The organism is Alteromonas sp. H02, assembly GCF_059682525.1.
Map to the genome: position 1 here is coordinate 2,401,179 of NZ_CM185021.1, position 23,092 is coordinate 2,424,270.

Genomic DNA, 23,092 nt, shown 5'->3' on the forward strand with positions numbered 1-23,092 from the left:
AACCGAGTTCCCGTTTAACTCCTTCCTTCTCAGGCGCTTTATCCTTAAGCCCTAATCCAGCGACTCACCTGTACTTTCGAGCGGAAAATCATTTTGCTCACCCGATAACGTAACTTCAGTAACAGTACATAAGCCAATGGAACCAGAAACAGACTGGTTAGTGTGGAGAACACTAAGCCGCCAATAATGGCTATTGCCATGGGCGAGTAGGCCGGGCCGTCGCCACCAATACGGGTGCTGCCCATTGCCAGAGGTACCAGACCCAGTACCGTGGTGGAAACCGTCATCAGAATTGGCCGGATCCGCGAGCTGCATCCATCTACTATAGCGGTAATTAAGGCTTCGCCTTCGCCAATCAACTGGTTAATTCTATCTACCAGCACAATACCGTTGTTTACCACTATTCCCATCAGGATCAGCATGCCTATCATGCCCATTACCGACATAGAAGTGCCCGTGATCATAAAGGCCCAGAATACGCCAGTAATACTAAACAGCAGTGACGTAATAACGGCGGTTGGTAGCAGCAAGGATTCAAACAGCGCTGCCATAACAATGTAGATCATGCACACAGCCAGCAACATATTCATTTGCATTACCGCAAAGGCTTCGTCCTGACGACGGAAGCCGCCGTCCAGCGTCCAGCTATAGCCAGAGGGCAGGCTCATGTACTGCATGGCGGCCTCAATTCGTTCGCGGGCCTGTTCCATAGTGGTGCCTTCTTCCAGATTGGCACCCACTGACAGGGCGGTTTGACGATAATAGCGATTTATTTGCGCCAGTTGCGGCATAACCGAAATGTCGGCCACCATGTCCAGGGTGATATTACGGCCCGAATTGTTGGTTAAATTAAGGTTTTGCAGTGCATTAAGTGATTCTTGCACCGATTTACCATACATGAGTTTGACATTGACCTCGCCGGCTTCACCGTAGCGGAAGGTGCGCAGGTTATTACCGCGCAGGGCAGTCGCTACCAGACCTGACACCTGCTGAGTGGTGAGGCCCAGCTGATAAGCTTTGTCGCGGTCGATACGGATCTGCAGTTCCTGGCGTTCGCTACCAACGTCGGCGCGCACATCAGTTAAGCCATCAACGTTGTCCAGCACTTCTACCACACGGTTGGCGATCACTCTGAGCTGATCAGAAGATTCGCCAAGCAGGGTGAGTCTGACCCCACCGCCATTGCCTTCGTTCCAGCGGAAAGACGGTTTGGCCCGGACAAACTTCGGCATATTCTCAAGTATCAGGCGTTTAATTTCGCTTACCGGTACCGGTAAATCATCCTGCAGGGTGATACCAGATGTTGCCTGCCCAGCTTCGTAATAGGTATACACCTGTTTTATGTAGAACTTTTCCTGATTGTCGTAGAGATAAGCTTCCATTTTATCAACGGTTTTCTCTACTTCTTCCAGAGTGTAATTCTGGCTGATGTGATAGTTCAGCCAGACTCGGGAGCGGTTATCATTCCCTTCGTCATCGTTGGAAATAACGCCCAGAGGAATGGCCGTACTGGCCAGAATAGCTAACGCAATGACCGAGGTTTTGCCCTGATTATGCATGGCCCAGCTTAAGATTTTGCGATAACGCTTAATATACCCTGCAGGCTTTGCATGGTGAGCGGCAGGCGGCTTAACCTTTGAGGCCAGCAGGGGGATCAGCGTTTGTGCAATCAGCAGTGAGGCAAACAGCGAGATACAAATGGCAATTGCCACGTGCTCCAGAAACACGGTGACATCAATTTTAACGCCCACAATATTGGGTAAAAAGACGATAGCCGTTGTAGTGGTACCGGCGATGACAGCCAGACTCACCTTACCAACGCCTAATTTGGTAGCCTGTTTCGCATCGGCATGAGTGGCCCGCTGCTGAAAAATGCTTTCAGTGATTACTACCGCATTGTCTACCAGCATACCTACCGCCAGCATCAGGCCCATCAGCGACAGGATATTCAGCGAGTACCCCAGCAAATACATGACGCCCAGGGTAATGCAGATAGAAAACGGCACAGACAGCACAACCAACAGGGTGGTTGTGAGTTGCCGCAGGAATAAATACAACACCACAACAGAGAGCAGTGCGCCAAATAAACCCGCTTCCACCAGATTTGATAACGATGAGGTGACACTTTCGGCCACGTCATCCATTACGTACAGGTTAATGCCGTTAAAAGCCGGATCCTGTTTGGTTTTTTCAACCACCGCCATTACCTGTTCACTGACTTCTACCAGGTTACTGCCTGATTCACGGAAGATATTCAGACCCACCGCATAGGCGCGGTCGAGGTGGCGGCCATTGTTACGCTCAGGTGTTTCATAATCCACCGTGGCAATATCTTTAAGCATGATCCCCGGTGCAACATAGAGCTGCTGGATATCGCGCATATCAGAGAACTGGCCCTGGGGATTAACAATAAACTTCTGGTCGTTGGCAAAAAAGTGCCCGGCCGTCATCGAGAAGTTGGCTTCCCGCAATCGTCTGCCCAGTTCGTTGGTATCGATATGCAGTGAAGTAATGCGTTCCGGGATAAGGCGAATACTGATTTGTTTTTTCTCAACACCGTACAGTTCAACCCGGGAGACACCCTGAACCCGTTCGATTTCGCCTTTTAAATTGCGGTCGAGCAGATCGTAGGCGTTCGACAGATCGCGCTCACTGGAGACCCGCAGCTGGAAAATCGGCATGTCGTTGGTATTAAATTTAAACACCATCACGCGCTCAACATCATCAGGCAGTTCGTCGCGAATGGCATCGATTTTTTCCCGGGCCTCGATACTTTTGGCTTTAATGTTGGCGTCCCAGTCAAATTCCACAAACACTTCAGCGCGGTTTTCAAATGAGGTTGCCCGCAGTCGTTTGATGCCAGACATGGTGGCAATCGCTTCTTCCACCGGACGGGTGATCATGCGCTCTATTTCAGCCGGAGTGGCGTCACGATAGGGCACCTGTACTACCATTTGCGGAATATCAATGCCGGGAAATTTCTCCAGCGGTAACAAGCGTCCTGCAGCGATGCCGAAAATCAGCATCGACAGGAAACACATACAGACAGTGACCGGTTTGCGCAGGGCAAAACTGGTCAGGGCGGCACCAGCCTGAGCAAACTTATCCATAAACTTTGCCTCCGGCTGTGTCGTTCGCCGTTACGGCAAACTGTTTGCGGTCAAACAGTGAATAAATCACCGGTAACAGAATAAGGGTCAGCAAGGTAGAGAACAGTAAACCAAAGATCACAGTGATGGCCATAGGCGTGCGCACCTCGGCACCTTCACCAAAGCCAATGGCCATGGGCAGCAGACCAAGAATAGTGGTCAGCGTGGTCATGATAATGGGGCGTAAGCGGCTGTTAGCGGCATCGATGATGGCCCTATGTTTATCCAGACCCTGTTCACGTAACTGATTGATGCGATCAATCAGTACAATGGCGTTATTAACCACGATACCGCAGAGCATTATTAATCCGATAAACACCACCACACTAACGTTGGTGTTGGTGAGCAACAGGCCATAAATAGCGCCGGCTACGGCCATAGGAATGGCAAACAAAATCAGTAGCGGGTGACCCAGTGATTCAAACTGTGAAGCCATTACCAGGTACACCATAAAGATAGCCAGAGCCAGTGCCAGCATCAGCGAGTCGAAACTTTGCTGCATGTCTTCGCTCTGACCGGCAATGGTTGCCCGCAACTGCGGCGGCAGGGCAATTTCACGGATAATTTGTTCTGCCTCAGCCACGCCCTGAGCCAGATCACCATAGCGCAGATTGGCTTCCAGCAATGCTACACGTTGCTGGCCTACCCGGGTGATCTCACTGGGACCGTTACTGACAAAGACTTCAGCCACAGCATGTAAGGGCACCGGCTGTTCTGCACCCGGATTAATGATGATTTGGCTGATATCGTCAATCTGGTCGCGTTGTGTATCGGCAGTGCGCACCAGAATGTCCACCTTACGGTCGCGCATACTGTACTGGGTTGCTACTTCGCCGCCAATTTGTGCGGCTACCAGCTTGGCGGCAGTAGACGCATCCAACTCCAGGCGGGCAAGGGCCGCGTGATTGAAGTTAATTTTGAGTTCAGGGTTACCGACCCGCAGACTGCTGGTTACATCGGCAAAACGGCTGCTGCCTTCCAGTGCCTGCTTCAACGAGTCGGCACTGCGCTGGAGCAGCGCTAAATCATAACCTTGCAGTTCAATCTGTATCGGTGCAGCAAAGGTAAACAATTCAGGATAACCAAACTTGCTCTGCACACCGGCCTGTTTAGCCAGGTATTCACGTAATGACTCTTTAACCCGTGCTTCATCGGCATCGCTGGCCTGTTTATCCAGCACTACGTTGAGCTTGCCCCAGTGATCGCCTCCTTGTGATGGCGCAGCACTTATAAGACTGCCGGTACCGGCCAATGAATAGGTGCGGTTAACATCAGGCAAGGATTCGGTGTAGAGCGCCAAACGGGTCAGTAAGTCGTCGGTTTGCTCGACACGGGAGCCTGCCGGCAGGGTGACTTCAATGAAAAATTCACCCTGTGACATGCGTGGAATAAGCTCCATGCCCAAGCGAGGGATGAGCATAAACGCCGACGCGGTAACGGCAACAGCCACACCCAGCACTAACCAGCGAGTGCGCAGGGCAGCTTTCAGGCTGACATTGTACAGTTTTTCTATACCGTTAAAGGCCAGGCCAAATAAGCCGGTAAGTGGCTTAAAAATAAACGACAGAGCGGTGCTGATAGCGCGCCACACTGTAATAAGCAGGGTCGTAACCAGCATGGGAATGATCCCTAATACCAGCTTAACCAGCATGCGTAGCGGCCAGGTAATGTAAAACACGATCTTGCGCCAGCCTTCAGGGCGGCCAGCAGGTGTGGGTTCCAGCGCATCCTGCTCAGTGAAACTGTCTTCACGGTGGGCTTTGGCGGCCAGTGCCGGGATCACCGTCAGAGCCACAATCAGTGAGGCAATTAAGGCAAACGAAACGGTCATGGCCTGGTCGCTGAATAACTGACCGGCAATGCCTTCGACAAAAATAAGCGGTACAAATACTGCCAGGGTAGTGAGCGTGGAGGCTAATATTGCACTGGAGACTTCCTTGGTGCCTTCGGTCGCCGCCGTCGCAGCGCTGATCAGGCCCTTGCCGCGCTGTTTGTGTTTGTCGATATTTTCCAGTACCACGATACTGTTATCCACTAACAAACCTACCGCCAGAGCAATACCACCGAGGCTCATAATGTTAAGGCTGATATCGTTACCGTACATCAGGTTAAATGTAGCGATAACCGATAGCGGGATCGATACTGAGATGATCAGCGTTGGCCAGAAATCCTTAAGGAACAGGTAAAGAATGATCATGGCCAGAATGCCGCCGATAATGGCAGACGATTTTACATCTTCGATGGCCTGTTTAATGAACTCACTCTGATCGTACACTTTATCCAGCGCATAATCAGAGGGCAGCTGGTTTTGGATCCGCTCAAGGGCAATGCCTACCTGACGTGCTACATCTACGGAATTGGCATCACCTTCTTTGTAAATGGCAATCTCCGCGCCTTCCTTGCCGTTAAACCGACTAATGGCGTCCCGTTCCTTATAGGTATTCTGGATGGCGGCCACATCGCGCAGACGAATAGACTTGCCGTTACGGTTGGCAATATACAGCTCACCAATTTCATTGAGGCCGGTAAACTGGTTCAGGGTACGTACCAGAAACGCCTGATTGCCATTATCTATACGTCCGCCTGCGGTATTGAGGTTTTCCTCTTTAAGGCGGGTAATGATGGTGTTGATACTGATATTTAACTGGCTGACCCGGCGCTGATCCACCAGGACCTGAATTTCGTTTTCCAGTGCTCCGCCAATTTTTACCGAAGCAACCCCTTCAATAGATTCCAGCTGGCGTTTAATTTGCTCATCAGCGTAAATGCGTAACGACTTCATGGCTTCAACGGACGGATCCGGCGTATTGAAGCTCAGGCCATAGCGTAAAATAGGATCGAGGCTGGGGTTAAAGCGCAATAAACGGGGTTTATCTACATCCAGTGGCAGTTGCAGGATATCCAGTTTTTCCCGCACTTCCAGGCTGGCGAAATCCATGGCAGTGCCCCAGGCGAATTCCAGCACGACGTCTGACTGGCCCGGCCGTGATATAGATTTAACGGTGCGCACGCCTTTAACGGTGCCAATGGTTTCTTCGATGGGTTTGGATACCAGCTGTTCTACCTCAGCAGGCGCCGCACCGGTGTAGTCGGTGCGAATTGTCAGAGTCGGGTAGGCCAGTTCGGGTAGCAGGTTTACCGATAACCGGCCTAAAGAGACCATACCAAATAACAGCACGGCGAGCGTGAACATGGCAATCGCGACAGGGCGCTTTACCGCAATATCAACAAGTTGCATAACAATCTCCTGGCGGCTATCAGCTGTTTACAATTTCAACTGGTGACGCATCTTTCAGATTGTGATGCCCGACGGTAACAACGGTTTCTGAACCTGTAAGGCCGTTGGTAATTTCGATAAATTCACCGTTTTCGAAGCCGGTGGTTACATCTAGCTTTTTCGCTACGCCTTCTTCCACCACAAACACACTGGTTTGATCGTCAATGGTTAACAGCGCTTTACGGGGTAATAAGGTCGCATTGGCGTGAGTATCGTAATCTATCGAGACTTCAGAAAACATGCCGGCTTTCAGGCGGCCGTTAGTATTAGGAACGGTGAGGGTAACTTTAAAGGTACCAGTGGTTGCATCAACTACCGGGCTGATCCGCTCAACGTAGCCGCTCACCGTGGCATTACCCAGTGCTGCAATTTTCAGGCTGGCATTTTGTTTTGCCGAAATGGAGGCCATTTCGCTTTCTGGCAGATAAACAATGCCCTGTAAGGCTTTTTGCTGAACAATATGGAACATTCTTTCGCGCTGAAAAGACTCAGTAAGGTTACCCACCTTGGCATTACGCTCGGCAATGTAACCGCTGATGGGAGCGGTGATGGTGGTTTCCTTCAGATCCAGTTCGGCTAGTGCCAGCACGGCTTTGGCTGCTTCGTACTGGGCGGTGAGCTTATCAAAGGTATCGTCGCTCACCAGTTTGCTGGAATACACTTTCTTAATTTTGCTTAATTCTTTTTCGATGCCGGTGAGATCGGCACGGGCTTTACTCAGGTTTAACTCGTAACGTTTTTTATCGAGCTGGGCAAGTACCTGACCCTTTTCTACATAATCGCCTTCTTCGACGAAAATGTGCTCAACAATACCAGACGCCCGGGCGACTACAAACGCTTCTTCTTTGGCTTCTAAAATGGCGGTGGTCTGATAGCTCGATGAGATATCACCCATGGTTACAGGTGTGGCTTCTACGGGAATGCTGACAACCACTTCATCTTTTTGTTCTGCTTTTGTATCAGTGGCCTCGGCGTCGATACAACCGGTTAAGGTCACGCTACTGGCCAGCAGGCCGGCAATAAGTAATGAGCTGATGTTGCGGTGGGTCTTTACGTGTTCCATCGTGTTACCTTGAAAGTATATTGTTATATACGCCTGACAGCATTCGCTGTGCCAAATTGTTAAGTAAAGTATAAATCCCTACAAAACAATAAATTAGCGAGCAGTTGTATCTTTGTGTAAGCAATTGTATCAATTTGGTGTGGCGGTAATGGCTAACTGTTGAGTGAATTGGTTATATGTTGAGGATTTTGACTATTTTAGCGAGCGTGGAAACACTTTTTCTGTCATTCAGGCCCCCAAGAGCAGAAAAATACAATCAATAGGCGACAATTGTGGTTGGGGCTGTAACAATTACTGGCCTGGGATTCACTTCAAATTTTATTTCACCATTTTCGGATTTCTTCATGTCAGCACCGGTTAAATTAGTCAGCTTTTCCATTGCCTTTATTTGTATCCTTCTGGCTCTAAACTTTGGTATTCGATCGTCCATGGGCTTCTTTATGGAGCCGGTGTCGGCCGAGTTTGGTTATGGCCGCGAAGTATTTGCTTTTGCGTTGGCGTTGCAAAATCTGTGGTGGGGATTATCACAACCTGTCGCCGGCGCTATTGCCGATAAATACGGTACGGCCAGAACCGTAGTGGTTGGCGCCTTTTTATATGCGGCGGGGTTAGCCATAACCGCCACAACAGATTCGGTTGCCGGTTTGAATGCCGGCGCAGGATTGCTGATGGGAATGGGGATTGCCGCCACCGGTTTTGGCGTGGTGTTACCCGCTATGGCGCGCATGGTGTCGGTGGAAAAGCGCGCTTTTGCGCTGGGGCTTGGCAGTGCCGCAGGGTCTGCCGGGCAGCTTCTGGTCGTGCCGGTTGCCCAGGAATTTATTCTCGGGTTTGGCTGGGTGAACGCGCTGTTATTGCTGGCCGGATGTTCATTGTTAATGGCGGTGCTGGCTGCTACGTTCCGCCAATCGGGCGGGGCGCAACTGGCGGTTAATAAAGACAGTACCGCACAAACCATGCGCGAGGCACTGAAAGAGGCTTGTGGTTACTGGCATTACTGGCTGATTGTAGTGGGCTTTTTTGTCTGTGGTTTTCAACTGGCATTTATTACCGTGCACATGCCGGCTTTTTTAAGTGACCGAGGGTTTTCTGCCAACACCGCGGTAGTGAGTTTATCGCTGATTGGATTGTTCAATATCTTTGGTTGTCTGCTATCCGGCTCCTGGTCGGGCAAATACTCCAAGAAAAACCTGCTGACCATTATCTACGCGTTGCGGGCGATTGCGATAGCCGCTTTTATGCTGTTTGAAATGAGTGAAATGTCGGTGTACCTGTTTTCTATTGTTACCGGATTGCTGTGGTTAGCCACTGTACCGCCAACGTCCGGGCTGGTGGCACAATTATTTGGCCTGCCTTACATGGGGCTGTTGTACGGTATTGTTTTTCTAAGTCACCAGCTGGGATCATTCAGCGGTGTCTGGCTGGGCGGCTATTTGTTCGACCTTACCGGTTCTTACGATGTGGTGTGGTGGAGTGCCTGTTCGATTGCACTGGTTACTGCGCTGGTACATGTGTTTATTGATGAGCGGCCAGTCCCCCGACTGCGGGAGCAACCCTTAGCAGTATGATGAATGGGCGGGCTGTTCAGGATTAACTGCCCGCCGAAAAATGATTGTTAATCGACAATTGTGTAGCTGGTGGTGATATCCACATTGCCTTTTAACATGAGCATCACCGAGCAATATTTCTCGGCCGACAGTGACACTGCGCGGTCGACGTCTTTTTCTTTTAAGTTGTCACCGCTCACGATGTAATGGGCATGGATTTTAGTAAATACCCGCGGCGGTTCTTCGGCACGGTCTGCCTCCAGCTCGCACTGGCAGTCGTGAATGGTCAGGCGGCGTTTTTTAAGAATATCCACCACATCGATACTGGAGCAGGCGCCAACCGCCAGTAATACTGTTTCCATGGGGGACAGGGTTTCACCATTGCCATCGAGGGTCTGGCTGAAACCGCTTTCGGTTTTTCCTGAGAAGGTAAGGGCTTGTTGCCAACTGATTGTCGCTTTCATTGTTATTATTCCACCAGGGTGATTTTTTGTTTATCCAGTTTAATCTTCTGCTGCTTATACAAGGCGCCTAAAGCGCGTTTGTAAGCCGCTTTACTCACGTTAAAGTGGGCGTAAATTTCTTCCGGCGGGCTTTTATCGGTGAGCGTGGAAAAGCCACCGTGGGCTTCCAGATCGTCGAGGATTGCCTGTTGTAGTGCATCCCGCCCGGTAGCGTTAACCTGTTGCAGGGCAACGTCGATTTTGCCGTCTTCACGCACCTGCTTAATGTACCCGGTGGTTTCGTCGCCAATGCGCAGCTTCTTAAAGGCGTCACTGGCAAATACTAACCCCAGGTGAGTCTGGTTGATGACTACTTTGTAACCTAAGTCGGTCTGGCCGCAGACAATTAGCTCGACTTCCTGGCCGGCCTTAAAGTAGATGCCATTCTCGCTTAAAAACGGGTGTAATTTGGTGGTACCCAGCAGGCGGCCGGTGGGCTCATCAAAATACAGATAAACCGGGTAAACCATGCCCTGATTAACCGGCATTGCCTGGTTCTGACGGGGAACCATCAAATCGCGCGGCAATCCCCAGTCGAAAAAAGCGGCAAAATCGGTAACGCCCACAGCTTTTAATACTTTGACCTCACCAGCCAGAATTTTTGGGGTTGCCAGGCTGGCCGCGAGCTGGCCGTTTTCACCGGTATACACCATGGCCTGCACTTCGCTGTCGACTGCCAGTGGTTGTTCTACCTCTTCGGTAAGCACAATACTGCGATCATCATCCGCGTGAGACAACTGATAACCGAAGGGAAATTCTCCAACCACTTTAAGCGGGTTAATCTGACCAATTTTTAGCATGGGGACTGACTTTTAAAATAAAACAAGTAACATGATAACCGATATGTCACGAAGAACTAACCGCTTATGATGTTAAATTGCGATTTAGGCGAAAGTTATGGCGCCTGGACAATGCCTGTTGATGAACAAATCATGGTTCATATCGACATGGCCAATATTGCCTGTGGTTTTCACGCCGGCGATCCGCTTACCCTGCAAAAAGCCATTGGCCTGGCCATTGAACACAAAGTAGCTATTGGAGCCCATCCTGCTTATCCCGACCTGGCTGGTTTTGGCCGCCGTAGCCTGGCCATGGCCGACGATGAACTGATTGCCTGTCTGCACTACCAGATTGCTGCGCTAGATGGGATGGCCCGGGCACAGGGCGGCGAGGTGGAGTACATTAAACCCCATGGCGCTTTGTATAACGATCTGATGCAAAAGCCTGCACTTCGGCGCACTGTGATGCAGGCAGTTGCCAGCTGTTCGGTTGCGGATGTTCCGCTGATGATTCAGGCGCATCCTGACCATCAGCAATTAAGCCGGGAGGCCGCTGAGTTTGGCCTGGTGTTATTATTTGAGGCGTTTGCCGACCGTAAATACACTCCTGAAGGCTACCTGATGTCGCGTAAGGAGTCCGGTGCTGTGCTCAACGAGGAGCAGGCGTATGAACAGGCTACCCGGTTAATGGATGACGGAATTATTATTGCCAGCGACTACAGCGTGTTAAGCATGCCGGTGGATACACTTTGCGTGCATGGTGATTCGCCTGGTGCAGTCGCCATGGCAGAGTCGCTGCGGGTAGCGTTAACCAAACGTAAGCTGAGTCACGTGAGGCCGGGAGCGAACGCCTGATATGCAACCTTTCGGTACGATACGGGCAGTGCAGGCCGCAGGTGAGGACGGCGTTATTTTCTATACCAGCGGAGCTGATCTGGCCGCGCAGAACCAGGCGGTTAACGCGCTGCATCAAGCGTTGGTGACGCATCGTCCCCACTGGTTAACTGAGTTGGTACCTTCCTACGACAGTTTAATGCTGGTGTTTAAAATGAGCGAGGTGGATTACCACGGCGTTTATCAGTTTGTTAAACAGCTACCGATAACCGATACCAATAGTCAGGCCGCCTCCACATTACACCGTCTACCGGTGTGGTATGGCGCGCCTGAGGCCAATGATCTCGACCTGGTGAGCAATACTACTGGATTATCTGCTGCCGAGATTATTGAACGTCATCAGCAGTCTGCTTACACCGTTTTTGCTGTGGGGTTTGCGCCAGGCTTTGCTTATCTGGGAGAGCTGGCGGCGGAGCTGACTACACCGCGTCTGGCAAACCCACGTAAAGCGGTACCTAAGGGCGCTGTAGCGATTGCTGACCGGCAGACCGCAGTCTATCCGGATGTCTCGCCCGGAGGCTGGCATTTACTTGGCCTTTGTCCGGTAGATCTGTATAAACCCGGCGCTACAGAGCCAACGTTGATGCAGGCGGGTGACAAGGTTGAGTTTTATGCCATCAGTGAAGATGAGTATCACGCCTTGGCGCAGAAAGCAGGGGAGTCGGCCTGATGGCAGTACGTTTTACTCGCGTCGATTTAACCGCCTATCCGGTGGATGCCGGCCGGCAGGGGCAGTTACATCAGGGGTTTTGTCAGTCGGGCCCGCTGGATCCCTATGCGTTTTCGCTGGCTAATTTACTGTGCGGACAACAGGGTGCTACGGCCATCGAGTTTATTGGCGGCCTGGGCGTGGAATTTACCGCTCCGGCAGTGGTGAGCGTTACCGGGCCGGCCGCTGAGATCACCCTGGATAATCAGCTGCATCAAAGCTGGCAGTCGATACAGGTTAACGCCGGTCAGCAGCTTATTGTGGCGCCGGCAAGAATCGGCAGCAAACACTATCTGGCGATTCAGGGCGGCTTTGAGTTTCCCCGGGTGGTTGGCAGTGCCAGTATGGTAAAGCGTGAACAGCTGGGCGGTTTGCATAACGATGGTAAACCTTTAAAGGCGGGTGACGAAGTGGTGGTTGCCAGCGTAGCATCAGCGCAAAAATTGCCCGACGCGCTACCGGCGCAATTGATCCCTGATTATCAGCCTGACGCGCGGGTCGGCTTGGTGCCTGGCTATCAGCATGACTGGCTAAGCCCATTGCAGTGGCAGCGACTACTCAATAGTGAATACACCATCACGCCGCAGGTCGATCGCATGGGCTATCGGTTAAGCGGGCCTGCCATAGAGCTGCCCTCAAGGGCTTTATATTCAGAAGCCATTGCGCTTGGCGCGATGCAAATTCCGCCCGACGGTCAGCCCATTGTGATGATGGCCGACCGGCAAACTCTTGGCGGTTATCCCAAAGCCGGGACCATTGCCCGATGTGATCTGAATCATTTCGCACAGGGCATTCCCGGTGATAAGATAACTTTTTATCAACTCGACGCCGACGATGCCAGAGCAAAATGGCTGCTGATGCAGGCCGCTATTCAACGCTGGCTATCTTTTTAGGTCTGTGGACCGGGCGTTTTCTCAACGAGACTCTCATGACCATAGCATATTTAAACGGCGAGTTTGTGCCGTTGGAACAAGCACGTATTTCGCCGCTGGATCGCGGTTTTCTTTTCGGCGATGGTATTTACGAAGTGATCCCCAGCTATGCAGGTAAAATGGTGGGGTTCAGTCAGCATATGGCCCGTTTTGCCAAAGGCCTGGCAGCTATTGAGATTGATTATAAAATCGACAGGGATGAGTGGCAGACACTTGTCCAGCGTCTGATCGACGATAACCGTGAGACCTTAGGCGACAATATCGGTGTTTATCTGCATATCAGCCGTGGTGCAGACACCCGGCGTTATCACGCTTATCCGGAAGGCGTTACGCCTACGGTATTTGGTTTTGCCTTTGCCTTATCGGCGCCGGTTAAAGCCGATCGCCATGCACACCCGGGTGCCAGCGTGTCACTGGCAGAAGATTTACGCTGGGAACGTTGCCATATTAAGTCAACGGCGCTGTTGGGTAATGTAATGCATTTCCAGCAAAGCGTTAAAGAGGGTAACGCCGAAACGCTGCTGTATAACCACCAGGGTGAGATCACCGAGGCGAGCAGCAGCAATGTGTTTATTATTAAAGATGGCAAGGCTTTTACACCGCCGCTGGATAACCAACTGCTTCCAGGGATCACCCGGATGCTGGTTCTGGAGTGCCTGAAAATAGCCGGAATTGAGGTGTCTGAAGAGGTCATTACCGTGGGCGAATTGCTGTCTGCTGATGAAGTCTGGATCACCAGCTCCGGTAAAGAGATCCTGCCAATCGTTAAGGTTGGCGATAATCAGATAGGCGACGGTAAGGTGGGTGAAATTTGGCAAAAAGTGTTCTCAATCTATAGCGAACAAAAATTTACTTTGTGAGCGATGAGTTTGCTACACGAATAAAAAAGGAGTCGTCAGACTCCTTTTTTAGATTAATCGAGATTGTCACAGTTTTCGTCGGTACATTCGCCGTAAAGATACAAACTGTGATGCGTAAGCTTCATGTTGTTGTCTTTAGCGATTTGTTCCTGACGCTGTTCAATCAGATCATCTTCAAACTCGATAACCTTGCCACATTTTAAGCAGACTAAGTGGTCATGATGCTCTTTGTGACTGATTTCAAATACCGATTTTCCGCCTTCAAAATGATGGCGGTTTAAAATGCCGGCATCGTCAAACTGATTGAGAACCCGGTACACGGTAGCCAGACCGATTTCTTCACCTTGTTCGATCAAAATCTTATACACGTCTTCTGCGCTGATGTGTTGATTTTTTGGCTCCTGCAAAATTTGCAGGATTTTTAATCTAGGCAAGGTAACTTTGAGGCCGGCTTTCTTTAATTCTTTATTTTGGTCCATTGGGTGCCTAAATCTGGGATGCGAATTTCTCGCTATTATAGGTAACTTGAGCAGATTTGAAAGCCTAACAGGGCATAGATAATGGTGATTTCTATAAATAATGTCTATTTTAGGCTTAAACGTATAGGGTGTAGACTATATTTAAAATAATGTGAATGAGATGATGCAGGTTTTAACGTTTGCATCGCTGCGGGTTTTCCAGACCATGCTGACTCATCGAATTGACGTTCCGGCAAAATTTTAAACTTAAGTCTTCTTATAATGAGGCCGATTAAGAGGTATGTTGCGCCGGAAGTCACTAACCTCAGCACTGCTATACTTAGCTTACCGTGCTGCAAACAGGAATACTAATGCCCTTAACAGTCGTTAATAAAATCATTCTGGGATTCGCATCCTTTGGTTGTTTATTGTTAATTACCAGTATTCTTTCCTACTGGGGATTATCCGGCATCCAAACCTCCGCCGAAGACGTTATCGAAGAAAAAATGCCGGTACAAACGTTGATGAACGAGGTCAATACACAAATTCTCACGCTGGCTACGATTACCGCCAATGGTTATCACGTGAGTTCGTTGCCTGAACTGCAAAACAGCAAGTCGACCTTTGCCGCTCGCTCTGAAACCTTTGTACGTGGCCTCGACGAATTGGCTAAACTGCTGGGCAATGACAAACAAGCCACTCAGGCCATAGAAGCCAGTCAGGAGTATGTTGAGCAAAGCCTTGGCATGTACGAAGCGTTGGAACAACAGCTTATCTTTGAGGAGCGGATTGCCGAACAATCTGAAAAGGTACTGATGATTGCCGATGAAGCCAGTGCTCTGATGCTCGACCTGAGCTATCTAGACAGTAACGATCCGGGCATCGAAACAGTGATTGGTACCGGTAACAACATCGACAATAAACTGCTGACCATGAATACGGCCATTGAAGATCTGGTTAACAGCCGCGAGGCTGATGCAACAGCAGTGATTGAAGAAGATTTGGCTTATCAAATCAGTAACCTTGAAGTTGATAAGGATTACCTCAACCGCCTGGCTGAAACCGTGGATACCCAGGGCACGGTAGACATGTTTAATGAGCAGTATGAGGCGTTTATTGTTGAACTTACCGGCGATAACGGGCTGGTGTGGATGCAAAAGCAAAAGCTGGCGTTTACCAGCGAAAGTGCCGCGCGTCAGAATGCCGCGCGAGCTGCACTGAATGCTGCGCAGTCCTCGATAGAATCACTGTACGGACAAATTAATACCAGTACGCTGAATGCGCAGCAGAAGATCCTGGACACCGTAATGGGCGCGTTAGTTAAAACCGGTGCGGTCTTTGTCATTGGTTTAATAGCTGCGGTGGTTCTGGCTGTTATTACTACCCGCAGCATCGCCCGCCCGCTGGTGAAAATTAATCGCGGTCTGACCCAACTGAGTCAGGGCGATCTCACCCGTAAGCTGGACGATAACGGCAGCGATGAATTTGCTGCCCTGGCATCCAAAATCAATGCGCTGACTGAGAGCCTGCGCAGCCTGGTGGGCAACATCCTGTCGCAGGAACACCGCCTTGAAGAGGTGACTAAATCGAGCATTGCGCTGGGCGAGGAAAGCCTGCAACAGGTGGGCGAACAACGCAAGCAGGTACAGACCACTGCTACCAATACTGATCATGTGCGGGAAACCAGTCATCATAACCTCAGTCAGATCACGACTGCCATGGAAAAACTGAGTCAGGTGGAACAGCAGAGTCAGAGCATTGCTGCACTGGCTGAAAGTAACCGTCAGCAGGTACTTGAACAAGCCCGTCAGGCTGAAGCTTCAGCGCAGGTTGTTCATCGCCTTGACGAAAACAGCCGTAATATCGGCAGTATTCTGGATGTGATTAAAACCATTGCCGAGCAGACCAATTTGCTGGCGTTGAATGCCGCTATCGAAGCCGCCCGGGCCGGCGAACAGGGCAGGGGATTCGCGGTGGTAGCTGACGAAGTAAGAACCCTGGCAAACCGTACGCATAACTCCACTGAAGAAATTGAAGCCATGATCGGCAGCTTACAAAATGATGCCCATCAGGCGGTGCAAACCATCAATACAGGCCGTGAGCAGGCGCAACAGGGCGCTAAAACTACCGAGCAGGTTACAGAACAGGTGGCGTCAATTTCGGTGATTATTCAGGAGCTGAGCCGGATTAACCGCGAGATCGTTACCGATACCGAGCGACAGGATGCACTGCTCGCTGATGTTGCCGGCAGTTTACAGCGTATTGTTGAACTGGCCGAACTCAGCGCCCATAGTACGGAGCGGGCTAATGCGTCTACCTCGAAAATTGACGTGGAAATTGCTGACTTGAAAAGGGCGGTATCGAAGTTTAGACTTTAGTTTAAATTAAACGACAGTTATCAGGGAAGAACAATGAAAAATGCAGTTTTAACGGTGTTTGTCGCCGGCTTAATAGTGGCCTGCGGCGCCACTGAGCCCGCTACCACTCCCGCCACAAGTGAATATGCCCAACTCCCACTAAGCACCGATGTGCTGGCTATGCCTGAGTGGCAGGCGCTCGAACGTTTTCCCGCACGCTATCCAAAGAAAGAAGCCATGGCGGCGAATACAGGATGCGCTACCATTGAGTACGTGATAAAGCCTGATAACACTGTAACAGGCATACGTGTAGTGGAATCGAGCAGCCGATACTTTGCCAAAGAAGCCGAACAGGTGGTCGAAAAGTGGAAGTGGTCGGCCATGCCAGCTGGCATTTTAGACAAGCCGGTTAAAACCCAGACCCGTTTTGAGTTTTGTCTTGAAGATGGTTCGGGGCAATGCCAACTGGAAAAACTTGCCAGTAAAACCGAGTGTTCCGGGAGTGATATTATTGCTTCGGTAGGGACGAGGGTTAGCCGGGGTTAAACCTAATACCATTAATCCGCATAGCAGTTTACCGGTACAAAAAAACGCAGGGTTACACCTGCGTTTTTTGATCATCAGCTGACCTTAAGCCAGTTCGGCTAAACAAAGCTCTTCGTTTAACTGCTGGCACCAGGCACGAACACGCTCGTCGGTGAGTTCTGGCTGACGGTCTTCGTCGATACCCAGACCCACAAAATGGGTGTCATCGGCCATGCCTTTCGAGGCTTCAAAATCATAACCGTCGGTAGACCACTGACCAACCAGGATAGCACCGCGGGCTTCGACGATGTCACGCACCATGCCCATGGCATCAAGGAAATACTCTGCGTAGTCTTCCTGATCACCACAACCAAAGATGGCTACCAGTTTGTCGGTAAAATCAATTTGCTCCAGCTCAGGGAAGAAATCATCCCAGTCACACTGGGCTTCGCCGTAATACCAGGTAGGAATACCGAAGATCAGCAAATCAAACTCTGCAATCTGCTCTTTAGAGCTCTTTGCAATGTCGTGAACGTCAATCAGGTTTTTACCCAATTCTTTTTGAATTAACTTGGCAACATGCTCTGTATTGCCAGTGTCGCTACCAAAAAACAGGCCAACACTTGCCATATCTAACCTCTATCTACTTACTCTGAAAATGGTTATCCGGATACGCCGCTGCTCTGCCAGAACAGCTGGATAATCCCTTTTGCAATAAAACCCATGGCTCCCAGACCCAGAACACCATAGGCGACAACCCGGCCAATCATGGGAACATCGTTCTTTTTCAATACGTCATGGACGGCAAAAATCATCAGAACAAACAATATCACCAGCCCTAAATCGAGCATGATGGATTCTATTTGTTCGTAATACTTCGCAAGCATAAAAAACCTTTACTGTATTTTCGCGCGCAAACTATACCACAGTAATGTGGCTATCGCAGGCATTCTTACTGACTTTTATGTCAATGCGGCCAACGTGCCGGCAACTCAGAATGACAACTTCCGTAGTCTGCCAGCTATTACAATCTGATTGGCGCGGAGTATATCACAACCGGTCTTTTTAAATGCAAATGTTTATCATTTACAAAATTGATGGTCAGGATGTTAACGCCCGTTCGACCAACCCGTTAACTACCTGCGGTTTCTCGGCATGTAACCAGTGACCAACACCTTCAACAATCTTGGCTTTAGCGTTAGGGAAGTACTTACCGATAACTGCCTGATGTTGCCGGGTAATATAGTCTGACTCGCCACCTTTTATAAATGTCACACTGCCATCAAAGCGGGCGCTTTCCGGAGCAGAGAAACCGCCTACGTTGGCGTAGTCTTTTTCCAGACCTGCTACGTTGAAACGCCATTGCCACTGGCCATCATCACCCTGATAGAGGCTCTTTAACAAAAACTGTCTGACCCCGGGGATTTTAATCTCAGTTTGCATCACACTGTCTGCGTCTTTACGTCCGCTTATAGCACTGAGATCAACCTTTTTGAGTCCGGCAAATACCGCTTGGTGATGAGGCGGGTAGGTTACCGGCGCAATATCCATGGGCACCAGTTTATCAACCCGGTCCGGATGGATGAGCGCGGTGAGCATGGCCACTTTGCCACCCAGCGAATGGCCCACAACATGACACTTATCAATGTGCTGTTCATCCAGTACCTGGATCAGCGCGCTAACGCAGTCTGCCAGGGTAAAGGTGTCTACCCAGGGCGATTCACCATGGTCCGGTAAGTCGATAGCGATGACATTAAAGGAGTCTGTGAGGTGGCGTCTGAGTGCGGCTAAATTATCCAGATTACCAAACAAACCATGAATCAAAACAACCCAGGGGGCATTTTGCTTTTCGCAGTGATACTGCTCAAAATTAAGTGATATAGACATGTAAATAAAAAAGCGGGGAAGGTCCCCGCTATTAAAGATTAAATTGCGAAATCTTCTAAAGACTGACCTTTTGCAAGGGCATCTTTAAATACTACCGGCATTCTGCCTACGCCGGTCCAGGCGACAGTTCCACCATCAACGGTAATTTTATATTTAACCGGACGTTTTTTACCGGATTTACGTTTTGGCTTGGTTTCTGCCACATCCTGTAAATCGGCTACATCAATGCCAGCTTCTTCCATTTGTTTTTTAATTTCTTCAAGCTTAGCAAGTTTTTCCTGCTGGGCTTTAATTAATTCAGCTTCCTGCTCTTTTCTTTTTTCGATAATGTTATTCAGCTTTTCCTGAACACTCGTTAACTCTTCTACCGATAAATCCTTTACGGCACCTTGTAAACGTCGTCCATGAGTTAAAATTTCTAAAAACTCACTCATTAATTATCTGCCTGTGTTTAAAAACTATGACAATTCTAATTTAAACTCGTGCTTTTTCAAAATTATATTTAAAACAATAAACGAATTACATATTCGGATAATTAGGACCACTGGCGCCTTCGGGTACCACCCAGCGGATATTTTGTGCCGGATCTTTAATGTCACAGGTTTTACAATGTACGCAATTGGCCGCATTAATGTGAAACTGCGGTTGCTTGTCGTCACCCTCAACTATCTCGTATACACCAGCAGGGCAGTAGCGTTGTGCTGGTTCCGCGTAACTTGGCAGATTAACCTTTACCGGTATTTCCGGGTCTTTTAACTGCAGGTGACAGGGTTGGTCCTCGTCGTGACTGGTATTGGCTAAATACACCGATGATAATTTATCAAAACTGAGTTTATTATCCGGCTTTTCATAGTTGATTGGCTGGCACTGGGCGGCAGATTTTAATTTTTTAAAGTCAGCATCAGTATCTTTTAATGTCACAAAAAGATTGCCGTTAAAAATATTTTGTTCCAGCGTATTAAACGCACCTCCCAGTAAATTGCCAAATTTATGCAGAGCCGGGCCAAAGTTTCGTGCTTTGAAAAGCTCTTTTCTTAAATCACTTTGCTGATACGCCTGATTGAATTCTGTACAAAAATCTGCATTGGTCGCTTGGTTAATTTGACTAAAGATAACTTCTGCGGCCATTTTGCCCGACTTAATTGCAGTATGAATGCCTTTAATTTTGGAAAAGTTTAATGTTCCGGCATTACAACCTACCAGGCAACCACCCGGAAAAGCCATTTGTGGCAGCGAATTAAATCCGCCCTTAGTAATTGCCCTCGCACCATAAGCTACTCGCTCTCCACCGTTTAAATATTGAGCAAATAGCGGGTGATGTTTCATGCGTTGAAATTCATCGAAAGGACTTAAAAACGGATTGTCGTAATTTAAATCAACAATTAAACCGACATAAATTTGATTATTTTCGGCATGATATAAATAACTGCCTCCGGAAGCTTCTGTTAGTGGCCAGCCAGCGGTGTGGATAACCAGGCCCGGCTGATGTACTGCCGGATCGACCTGCCAGATTTCTTTAAATCCGATGGCATAATGTTGAGCTGTGGCGCTTTTATCCAGGGCAAACTTTTCAATCAGTGTTTTACCCAGATGACCACGGCACCCCTCGGCAAAAACAGTATATTTTGCTTTAAGTAACATGCCCGGCATGTAGCTATCTTTTTCAGAGCCATCAGCAGCGATGCCCATATCGCCGGTAATAATGCCGCCTACGCTGCCATCGTCGTTGTAGTGGACATCCGCTGCAGCAAAACCGGGGAATATTTCAATGCCCATGCCCTCGGCCTGCTCAGCAAGCCAGCGACAAAGATTCCCCAGTGAGACAATATAGTTGCCTTTGTTATGCATGGTTTTAGGCGTAATCAGATCCGGCAGCTTAATACTGGCACTATCGCTGCGTAACAGGTAAGTGGCATCCTCGGTTACCGGTTGATTAAGGGGCGCGCCTTTTTCTTTCCAGTCGGGAATGAGCTCGGTGAGAGCCGCGCTTTCCATTACGCCACCGGATAGAATATGAGCTCCGACTTCTGAACCTTTTTCGACGATACAGATGGTTAACTCGGTGCCCGACTGCTCAGCCTGCTGGGCCAGTCGAATAGCGGTGGCTTGGCCCGATGGACCTGCGCCAACAATCACAACGTCAAACTCCATTGATTCTCTTTCCACGGCCTTTCTCCTGATATTCTGATTTGACTTATTGTTCTCTGTAGGGACGTTAACTGGCAACCATATTTGCCACTTTCATGGCATTTATTGCGTTGCGTCAAACTAAACCAGGTTGACGTTAACGTCAACTGCAAGTAAATTTTATGCTAAAGATGTTGCAAAAGTGTTGTTGCGTCAAATTGACAGTTGCTGTCATTAAAGTGCCATAGTTATTGGAGCACGATCTAAGCAGACTAAACCGTAAAGGATGAAAGAGGCTTATATGAAAATACTGGTGCCGGTAAAACGGGTAATCGATTACAACGTAAAAGTGCGGGTGAAGTCCGATCAATCCGATGTGGATTTAACCAACGCTAAAATGGCCATGAATCCTTTTTGCGAAATAGCAGTGGAAGAGGCGGTCAGACTAAAAGAAAAAGGTATCGCGACGGAAATTGTTGCCGTTAGCATTGGCCCTAAGGCATGCCAGGAGCAGATCCGTAATGCCATGGCGCTCGGTGCAGACCGCGGTATTCACGTGGAGTGCGAAACATTTCCTGAGTCGTTACAGGTTGCCAAGATTCTGGCTCGCCTGGTGGAGCAGGAATCACCCGGCCTGGTGATTATTGGCAAACAAGCCATTGATTCTGATAATAACCAGACCGGTCAGATGCTGGCTGCATTAACCAAAATGCCTCAGGCGACCTTTGCTTCGGCAGTAGAAATAGAGGGGGACAGCCTGAAAGTGACCCGTGAAATTGACGGTGGATTGCAAACCCTGAAACTCAGCATGCCTGCGGTGGTGTCTACCGATTTGCGCTTAAACGAACCGCGCTATGCTAAATTGCCGGATATCATGAAAGCCAAACGTAAACCGCTGGCGGTAATGAGTACCGACGAACTAGGCGTGGATATTACCCCCCGGGTAACAACGTTGAAAGTAACGCCTCCACCGGCCAGAAGTGCAGGTGTTAAAGTTGAGACAGTGGCTGAACTGATGGCAAAACTTCGCGAAGAAGCAAAGGTGATCTCATGAGCATACTGATTTACGCAGAGCATGATAATAAACACCTTAAATCTGAAACGCACAAGCTGGTAACAGCTGCCACACAGCTTGGTGACGATATCCATATTCTGGTAGCCGGATTAGATTGCGCGGCAGTAGCCGAGCAGGCAGCTACTATTGCCGGCGTAAAACGTGTCATGCTGGCAGACAATCCGGCCTACGCACATCAGCTTGCTGAGAACACCGCCGATTTAGTACTCGATATCGCAGAGGGTTATACTCATATTCTGGCGGCGGCTACCACTACCGGTAAGAACTTTATGCCACGGGTGGCGGCGTTACTCGATGTGGTGCAGCTATCTGATATCATTGGCATCGAAAGCCAAGATACCTTTGTGCGACCTATATATGCCGGTAACGCTATCGCAACAGTGCAAAGTAGCGATGCCGTTAAGGTAGTTACGGTTCGGGCCTCGGCCTTTGATGCAGCACAAGAGGGGGACAGTGTTTCAGTTGAGACTCTAGCAACGGTAATCGAAAACACTCAGGTAACCTTTGAAAGTGACGAAATGACCAAGTCAGATCGCCCTGAACTGACGGCGGCAGACATTGTTATCTCCGGTGGACGCGGTATGCAGGATGGTGAGCACTTTGCCATGCTGGAGCGCATAGCAGATCAACTTGGAGCTGCCGTAGGAGCAAGCCGGGCAGCTGTTGATGCCGGGTTTGTGCCCAATGATATGCAGGTAGGGCAAACCGGTAAGATTGTTGCGCCACAGCTTTATATTGCGGTAGGTATATCCGGTGCTATCCAGCACTTAGCGGGTATGAAAGACTCAAAAGTGATTGTCGCCATCAATAAGGATCCGGAAGCGCCTATTTTTCAGGTGGCAGATTACGGTTTGGTAGCAGACCTGTTTGATGCCTTACCGGAAATCGAAAGCGCGCTGGGCAGCTAAGGGCTGAGCCAGTTAAATACGCCCGGCAGGCAGGTTGTCTGC

At 49.5% G+C, this 23,092-nt stretch carries 20 protein-coding genes; 9 read left to right on the forward strand and 11 right to left on the reverse strand.

Going from position 1 to position 23,092, the window contains the following annotated elements; genetic code table 11:
- Nucleotides 1-44: 44 nt before the first annotated feature.
- The 3 genes from AC566Q_RS11130 to AC566Q_RS11140 are packed head-to-tail and all read right to left on the reverse strand — an operon-like array spanning nucleotide 45 to nucleotide 7,489.
- Nucleotides 45-3,110 (reverse strand): efflux RND transporter permease subunit, encoded by a 3,066-nt coding sequence (locus AC566Q_RS11130; RefSeq protein ID WP_499616663.1) that lies wholly within the window; start codon nucleotides 3,108-3,110, stop codon nucleotides 45-47.
- Nucleotides 3,103-6,387, reverse strand: a complete 3,285-nt coding sequence (locus tag AC566Q_RS11135) for an efflux RND transporter permease subunit (protein WP_499616665.1) — start codon at nucleotides 6,385-6,387, stop codon at nucleotides 3,103-3,105. Before AC566Q_RS11135 ends, AC566Q_RS11130 begins: the two co-directional genes overlap by 8 nt.
- 19 nt (nucleotides 6,388-6,406) lie before the next feature.
- Nucleotides 6,407-7,489 carry an efflux RND transporter periplasmic adaptor subunit gene (locus AC566Q_RS11140; protein ID WP_499616668.1) on the reverse strand — a complete coding sequence of 361 codons (1,083 nt, stop codon included), beginning with the start codon at nucleotides 7,487-7,489 and terminating at the stop codon, nucleotides 6,407-6,409.
- Between the two features lie 344 nt (nucleotides 7,490-7,833).
- On the opposite strand from AC566Q_RS11140, the gene AC566Q_RS11145 reads away from it, so the two are divergent.
- Nucleotides 7,834-9,057: an MFS transporter gene (locus tag AC566Q_RS11145; protein ID WP_499616671.1), complete on the forward strand. Its 1,224-nt coding sequence runs from the start codon at nucleotides 7,834-7,836 to the stop codon at nucleotides 9,055-9,057.
- A gap of 47 nt (nucleotides 9,058-9,104) precedes the next feature.
- Here AC566Q_RS11145 and AC566Q_RS11150 read toward each other — a convergent pair whose 3' ends face one another.
- Together AC566Q_RS11150 and AC566Q_RS11155 are read right to left on the reverse strand one after the other, a co-directional pair.
- Nucleotides 9,105-9,500: an OsmC family protein gene (locus AC566Q_RS11150; protein ID WP_499616674.1), complete on the reverse strand. Its 396-nt coding sequence runs from the start codon at nucleotides 9,498-9,500 to the stop codon at nucleotides 9,105-9,107.
- A 5-nt stretch (nucleotides 9,501-9,505) separates the two neighbouring features.
- Nucleotides 9,506-10,339, reverse strand: a complete 834-nt coding sequence (locus tag AC566Q_RS11155) for a CvfB family protein (protein ID WP_105935783.1) — start codon at nucleotides 10,337-10,339, stop codon at nucleotides 9,506-9,508.
- Nucleotides 10,340-10,405: 66 nt separating this feature from the next.
- Here AC566Q_RS11155 and AC566Q_RS11160 point away from each other — a divergent pair, with 66 nt between their 5' ends.
- Genes AC566Q_RS11160 through AC566Q_RS11175 form a run of 4 tightly spaced genes read left to right on the forward strand, consistent with a single transcriptional unit; the run spans nucleotide 10,406 to nucleotide 13,713 of the window.
- Entirely contained in the window at nucleotides 10,406-11,173 is a 768-nt protein-coding gene (locus AC566Q_RS11160; RefSeq protein WP_499616678.1) for a 5-oxoprolinase subunit PxpA, read from the forward strand.
- Between the two features lies 1 nt (nucleotide 11,174).
- Nucleotides 11,175-11,882: a 5-oxoprolinase subunit PxpB gene (pxpB, locus tag AC566Q_RS11165; protein ID WP_499616680.1), complete on the forward strand. Its 708-nt coding sequence runs from the start codon at nucleotides 11,175-11,177 to the stop codon at nucleotides 11,880-11,882.
- Nucleotides 11,882-12,814: a 5-oxoprolinase subunit C family protein gene (locus tag AC566Q_RS11170; RefSeq protein ID WP_499616683.1), complete on the forward strand. Its 933-nt coding sequence runs from the start codon at nucleotides 11,882-11,884 to the stop codon at nucleotides 12,812-12,814. Before pxpB ends, AC566Q_RS11170 begins: the two co-directional genes overlap by 1 nt.
- Nucleotides 12,815-12,849: 35 nt before the next feature.
- A complete protein-coding gene (locus tag AC566Q_RS11175; protein WP_499617479.1) occupies nucleotides 12,850-13,713 on the forward strand; it encodes a D-amino acid aminotransferase in 864 nt (287 codons plus the stop codon).
- Between the two features lie 53 nt (nucleotides 13,714-13,766).
- On the opposite strand, the gene fur is transcribed toward AC566Q_RS11175, so the two are convergent.
- Nucleotides 13,767-14,192: a ferric iron uptake transcriptional regulator gene (fur, locus tag AC566Q_RS11180; protein ID WP_499616685.1), complete on the reverse strand. Its 426-nt coding sequence runs from the start codon at nucleotides 14,190-14,192 to the stop codon at nucleotides 13,767-13,769.
- A 350-nt stretch (nucleotides 14,193-14,542) separates the two neighbouring features.
- Here fur and AC566Q_RS11185 point away from each other — a divergent pair, with 350 nt between their 5' ends.
- Both AC566Q_RS11185 and AC566Q_RS11190 read left to right on the forward strand, forming a co-directional pair.
- The gene (locus AC566Q_RS11185) at nucleotides 14,543-16,549 is read left to right on the forward strand and encodes a methyl-accepting chemotaxis protein (RefSeq protein WP_499616688.1); all 2,007 of its coding nucleotides are present in this window, start codon (nucleotides 14,543-14,545) and stop codon (nucleotides 16,547-16,549) included.
- Between the two features lie 33 nt (nucleotides 16,550-16,582).
- A complete protein-coding gene (locus AC566Q_RS11190; RefSeq protein WP_499616691.1) occupies nucleotides 16,583-17,074 on the forward strand; it encodes an energy transducer TonB in 492 nt (163 codons plus the stop codon).
- An 84-nt stretch (nucleotides 17,075-17,158) separates the two neighbouring features.
- On the opposite strand, the gene fldA is transcribed toward AC566Q_RS11190, so the two are convergent.
- The 5 genes from fldA to AC566Q_RS11215 all read right to left on the reverse strand — a co-directional run bounded on the left by fldA (nucleotide 17,159) and on the right by AC566Q_RS11215 (nucleotide 21,106).
- Nucleotides 17,159-17,683 carry a flavodoxin FldA gene (fldA, locus tag AC566Q_RS11195; protein WP_105933182.1) on the reverse strand — a complete coding sequence of 175 codons (525 nt, stop codon included), beginning with the start codon at nucleotides 17,681-17,683 and terminating at the stop codon, nucleotides 17,159-17,161.
- Nucleotides 17,684-17,715: 32 nt separating this feature from the next.
- Nucleotides 17,716-17,940, reverse strand: a complete 225-nt coding sequence (locus tag AC566Q_RS11200; protein ID WP_070175106.1) for a DUF2788 domain-containing protein — start codon at nucleotides 17,938-17,940, stop codon at nucleotides 17,716-17,718.
- Nucleotides 17,941-18,154: 214 nt separating this feature from the next.
- Nucleotides 18,155-18,940: an alpha/beta fold hydrolase gene (locus AC566Q_RS11205; protein WP_499616694.1), complete on the reverse strand. Its 786-nt coding sequence runs from the start codon at nucleotides 18,938-18,940 to the stop codon at nucleotides 18,155-18,157.
- A gap of 38 nt (nucleotides 18,941-18,978) precedes the next feature.
- A complete protein-coding gene (locus AC566Q_RS11210) occupies nucleotides 18,979-19,374 on the reverse strand; it encodes an H-NS histone family protein (RefSeq protein WP_499616697.1) in 396 nt (131 codons plus the stop codon).
- A gap of 85 nt (nucleotides 19,375-19,459) precedes the next feature.
- Nucleotides 19,460-21,106 carry an electron transfer flavoprotein-ubiquinone oxidoreductase gene (locus AC566Q_RS11215; RefSeq protein WP_499616701.1) on the reverse strand — a complete coding sequence of 549 codons (1,647 nt, stop codon included), beginning with the start codon at nucleotides 21,104-21,106 and terminating at the stop codon, nucleotides 19,460-19,462.
- A 262-nt stretch (nucleotides 21,107-21,368) separates the two neighbouring features.
- Between AC566Q_RS11215 and AC566Q_RS11220 the strand changes: the two genes are divergently transcribed.
- Nucleotides 21,369-22,121, forward strand: a complete 753-nt coding sequence (locus tag AC566Q_RS11220; RefSeq protein ID WP_499616704.1) for an electron transfer flavoprotein subunit beta/FixA family protein — start codon at nucleotides 21,369-21,371, stop codon at nucleotides 22,119-22,121.
- A complete protein-coding gene (locus AC566Q_RS11225) occupies nucleotides 22,118-23,050 on the forward strand; it encodes an electron transfer flavoprotein subunit alpha/FixB family protein (RefSeq protein WP_499616707.1) in 933 nt (310 codons plus the stop codon). The genes AC566Q_RS11220 and AC566Q_RS11225 overlap by 4 nt, the downstream gene beginning before the upstream one ends.
- Nucleotides 23,051-23,092: the final 42 nt, after the last annotated feature.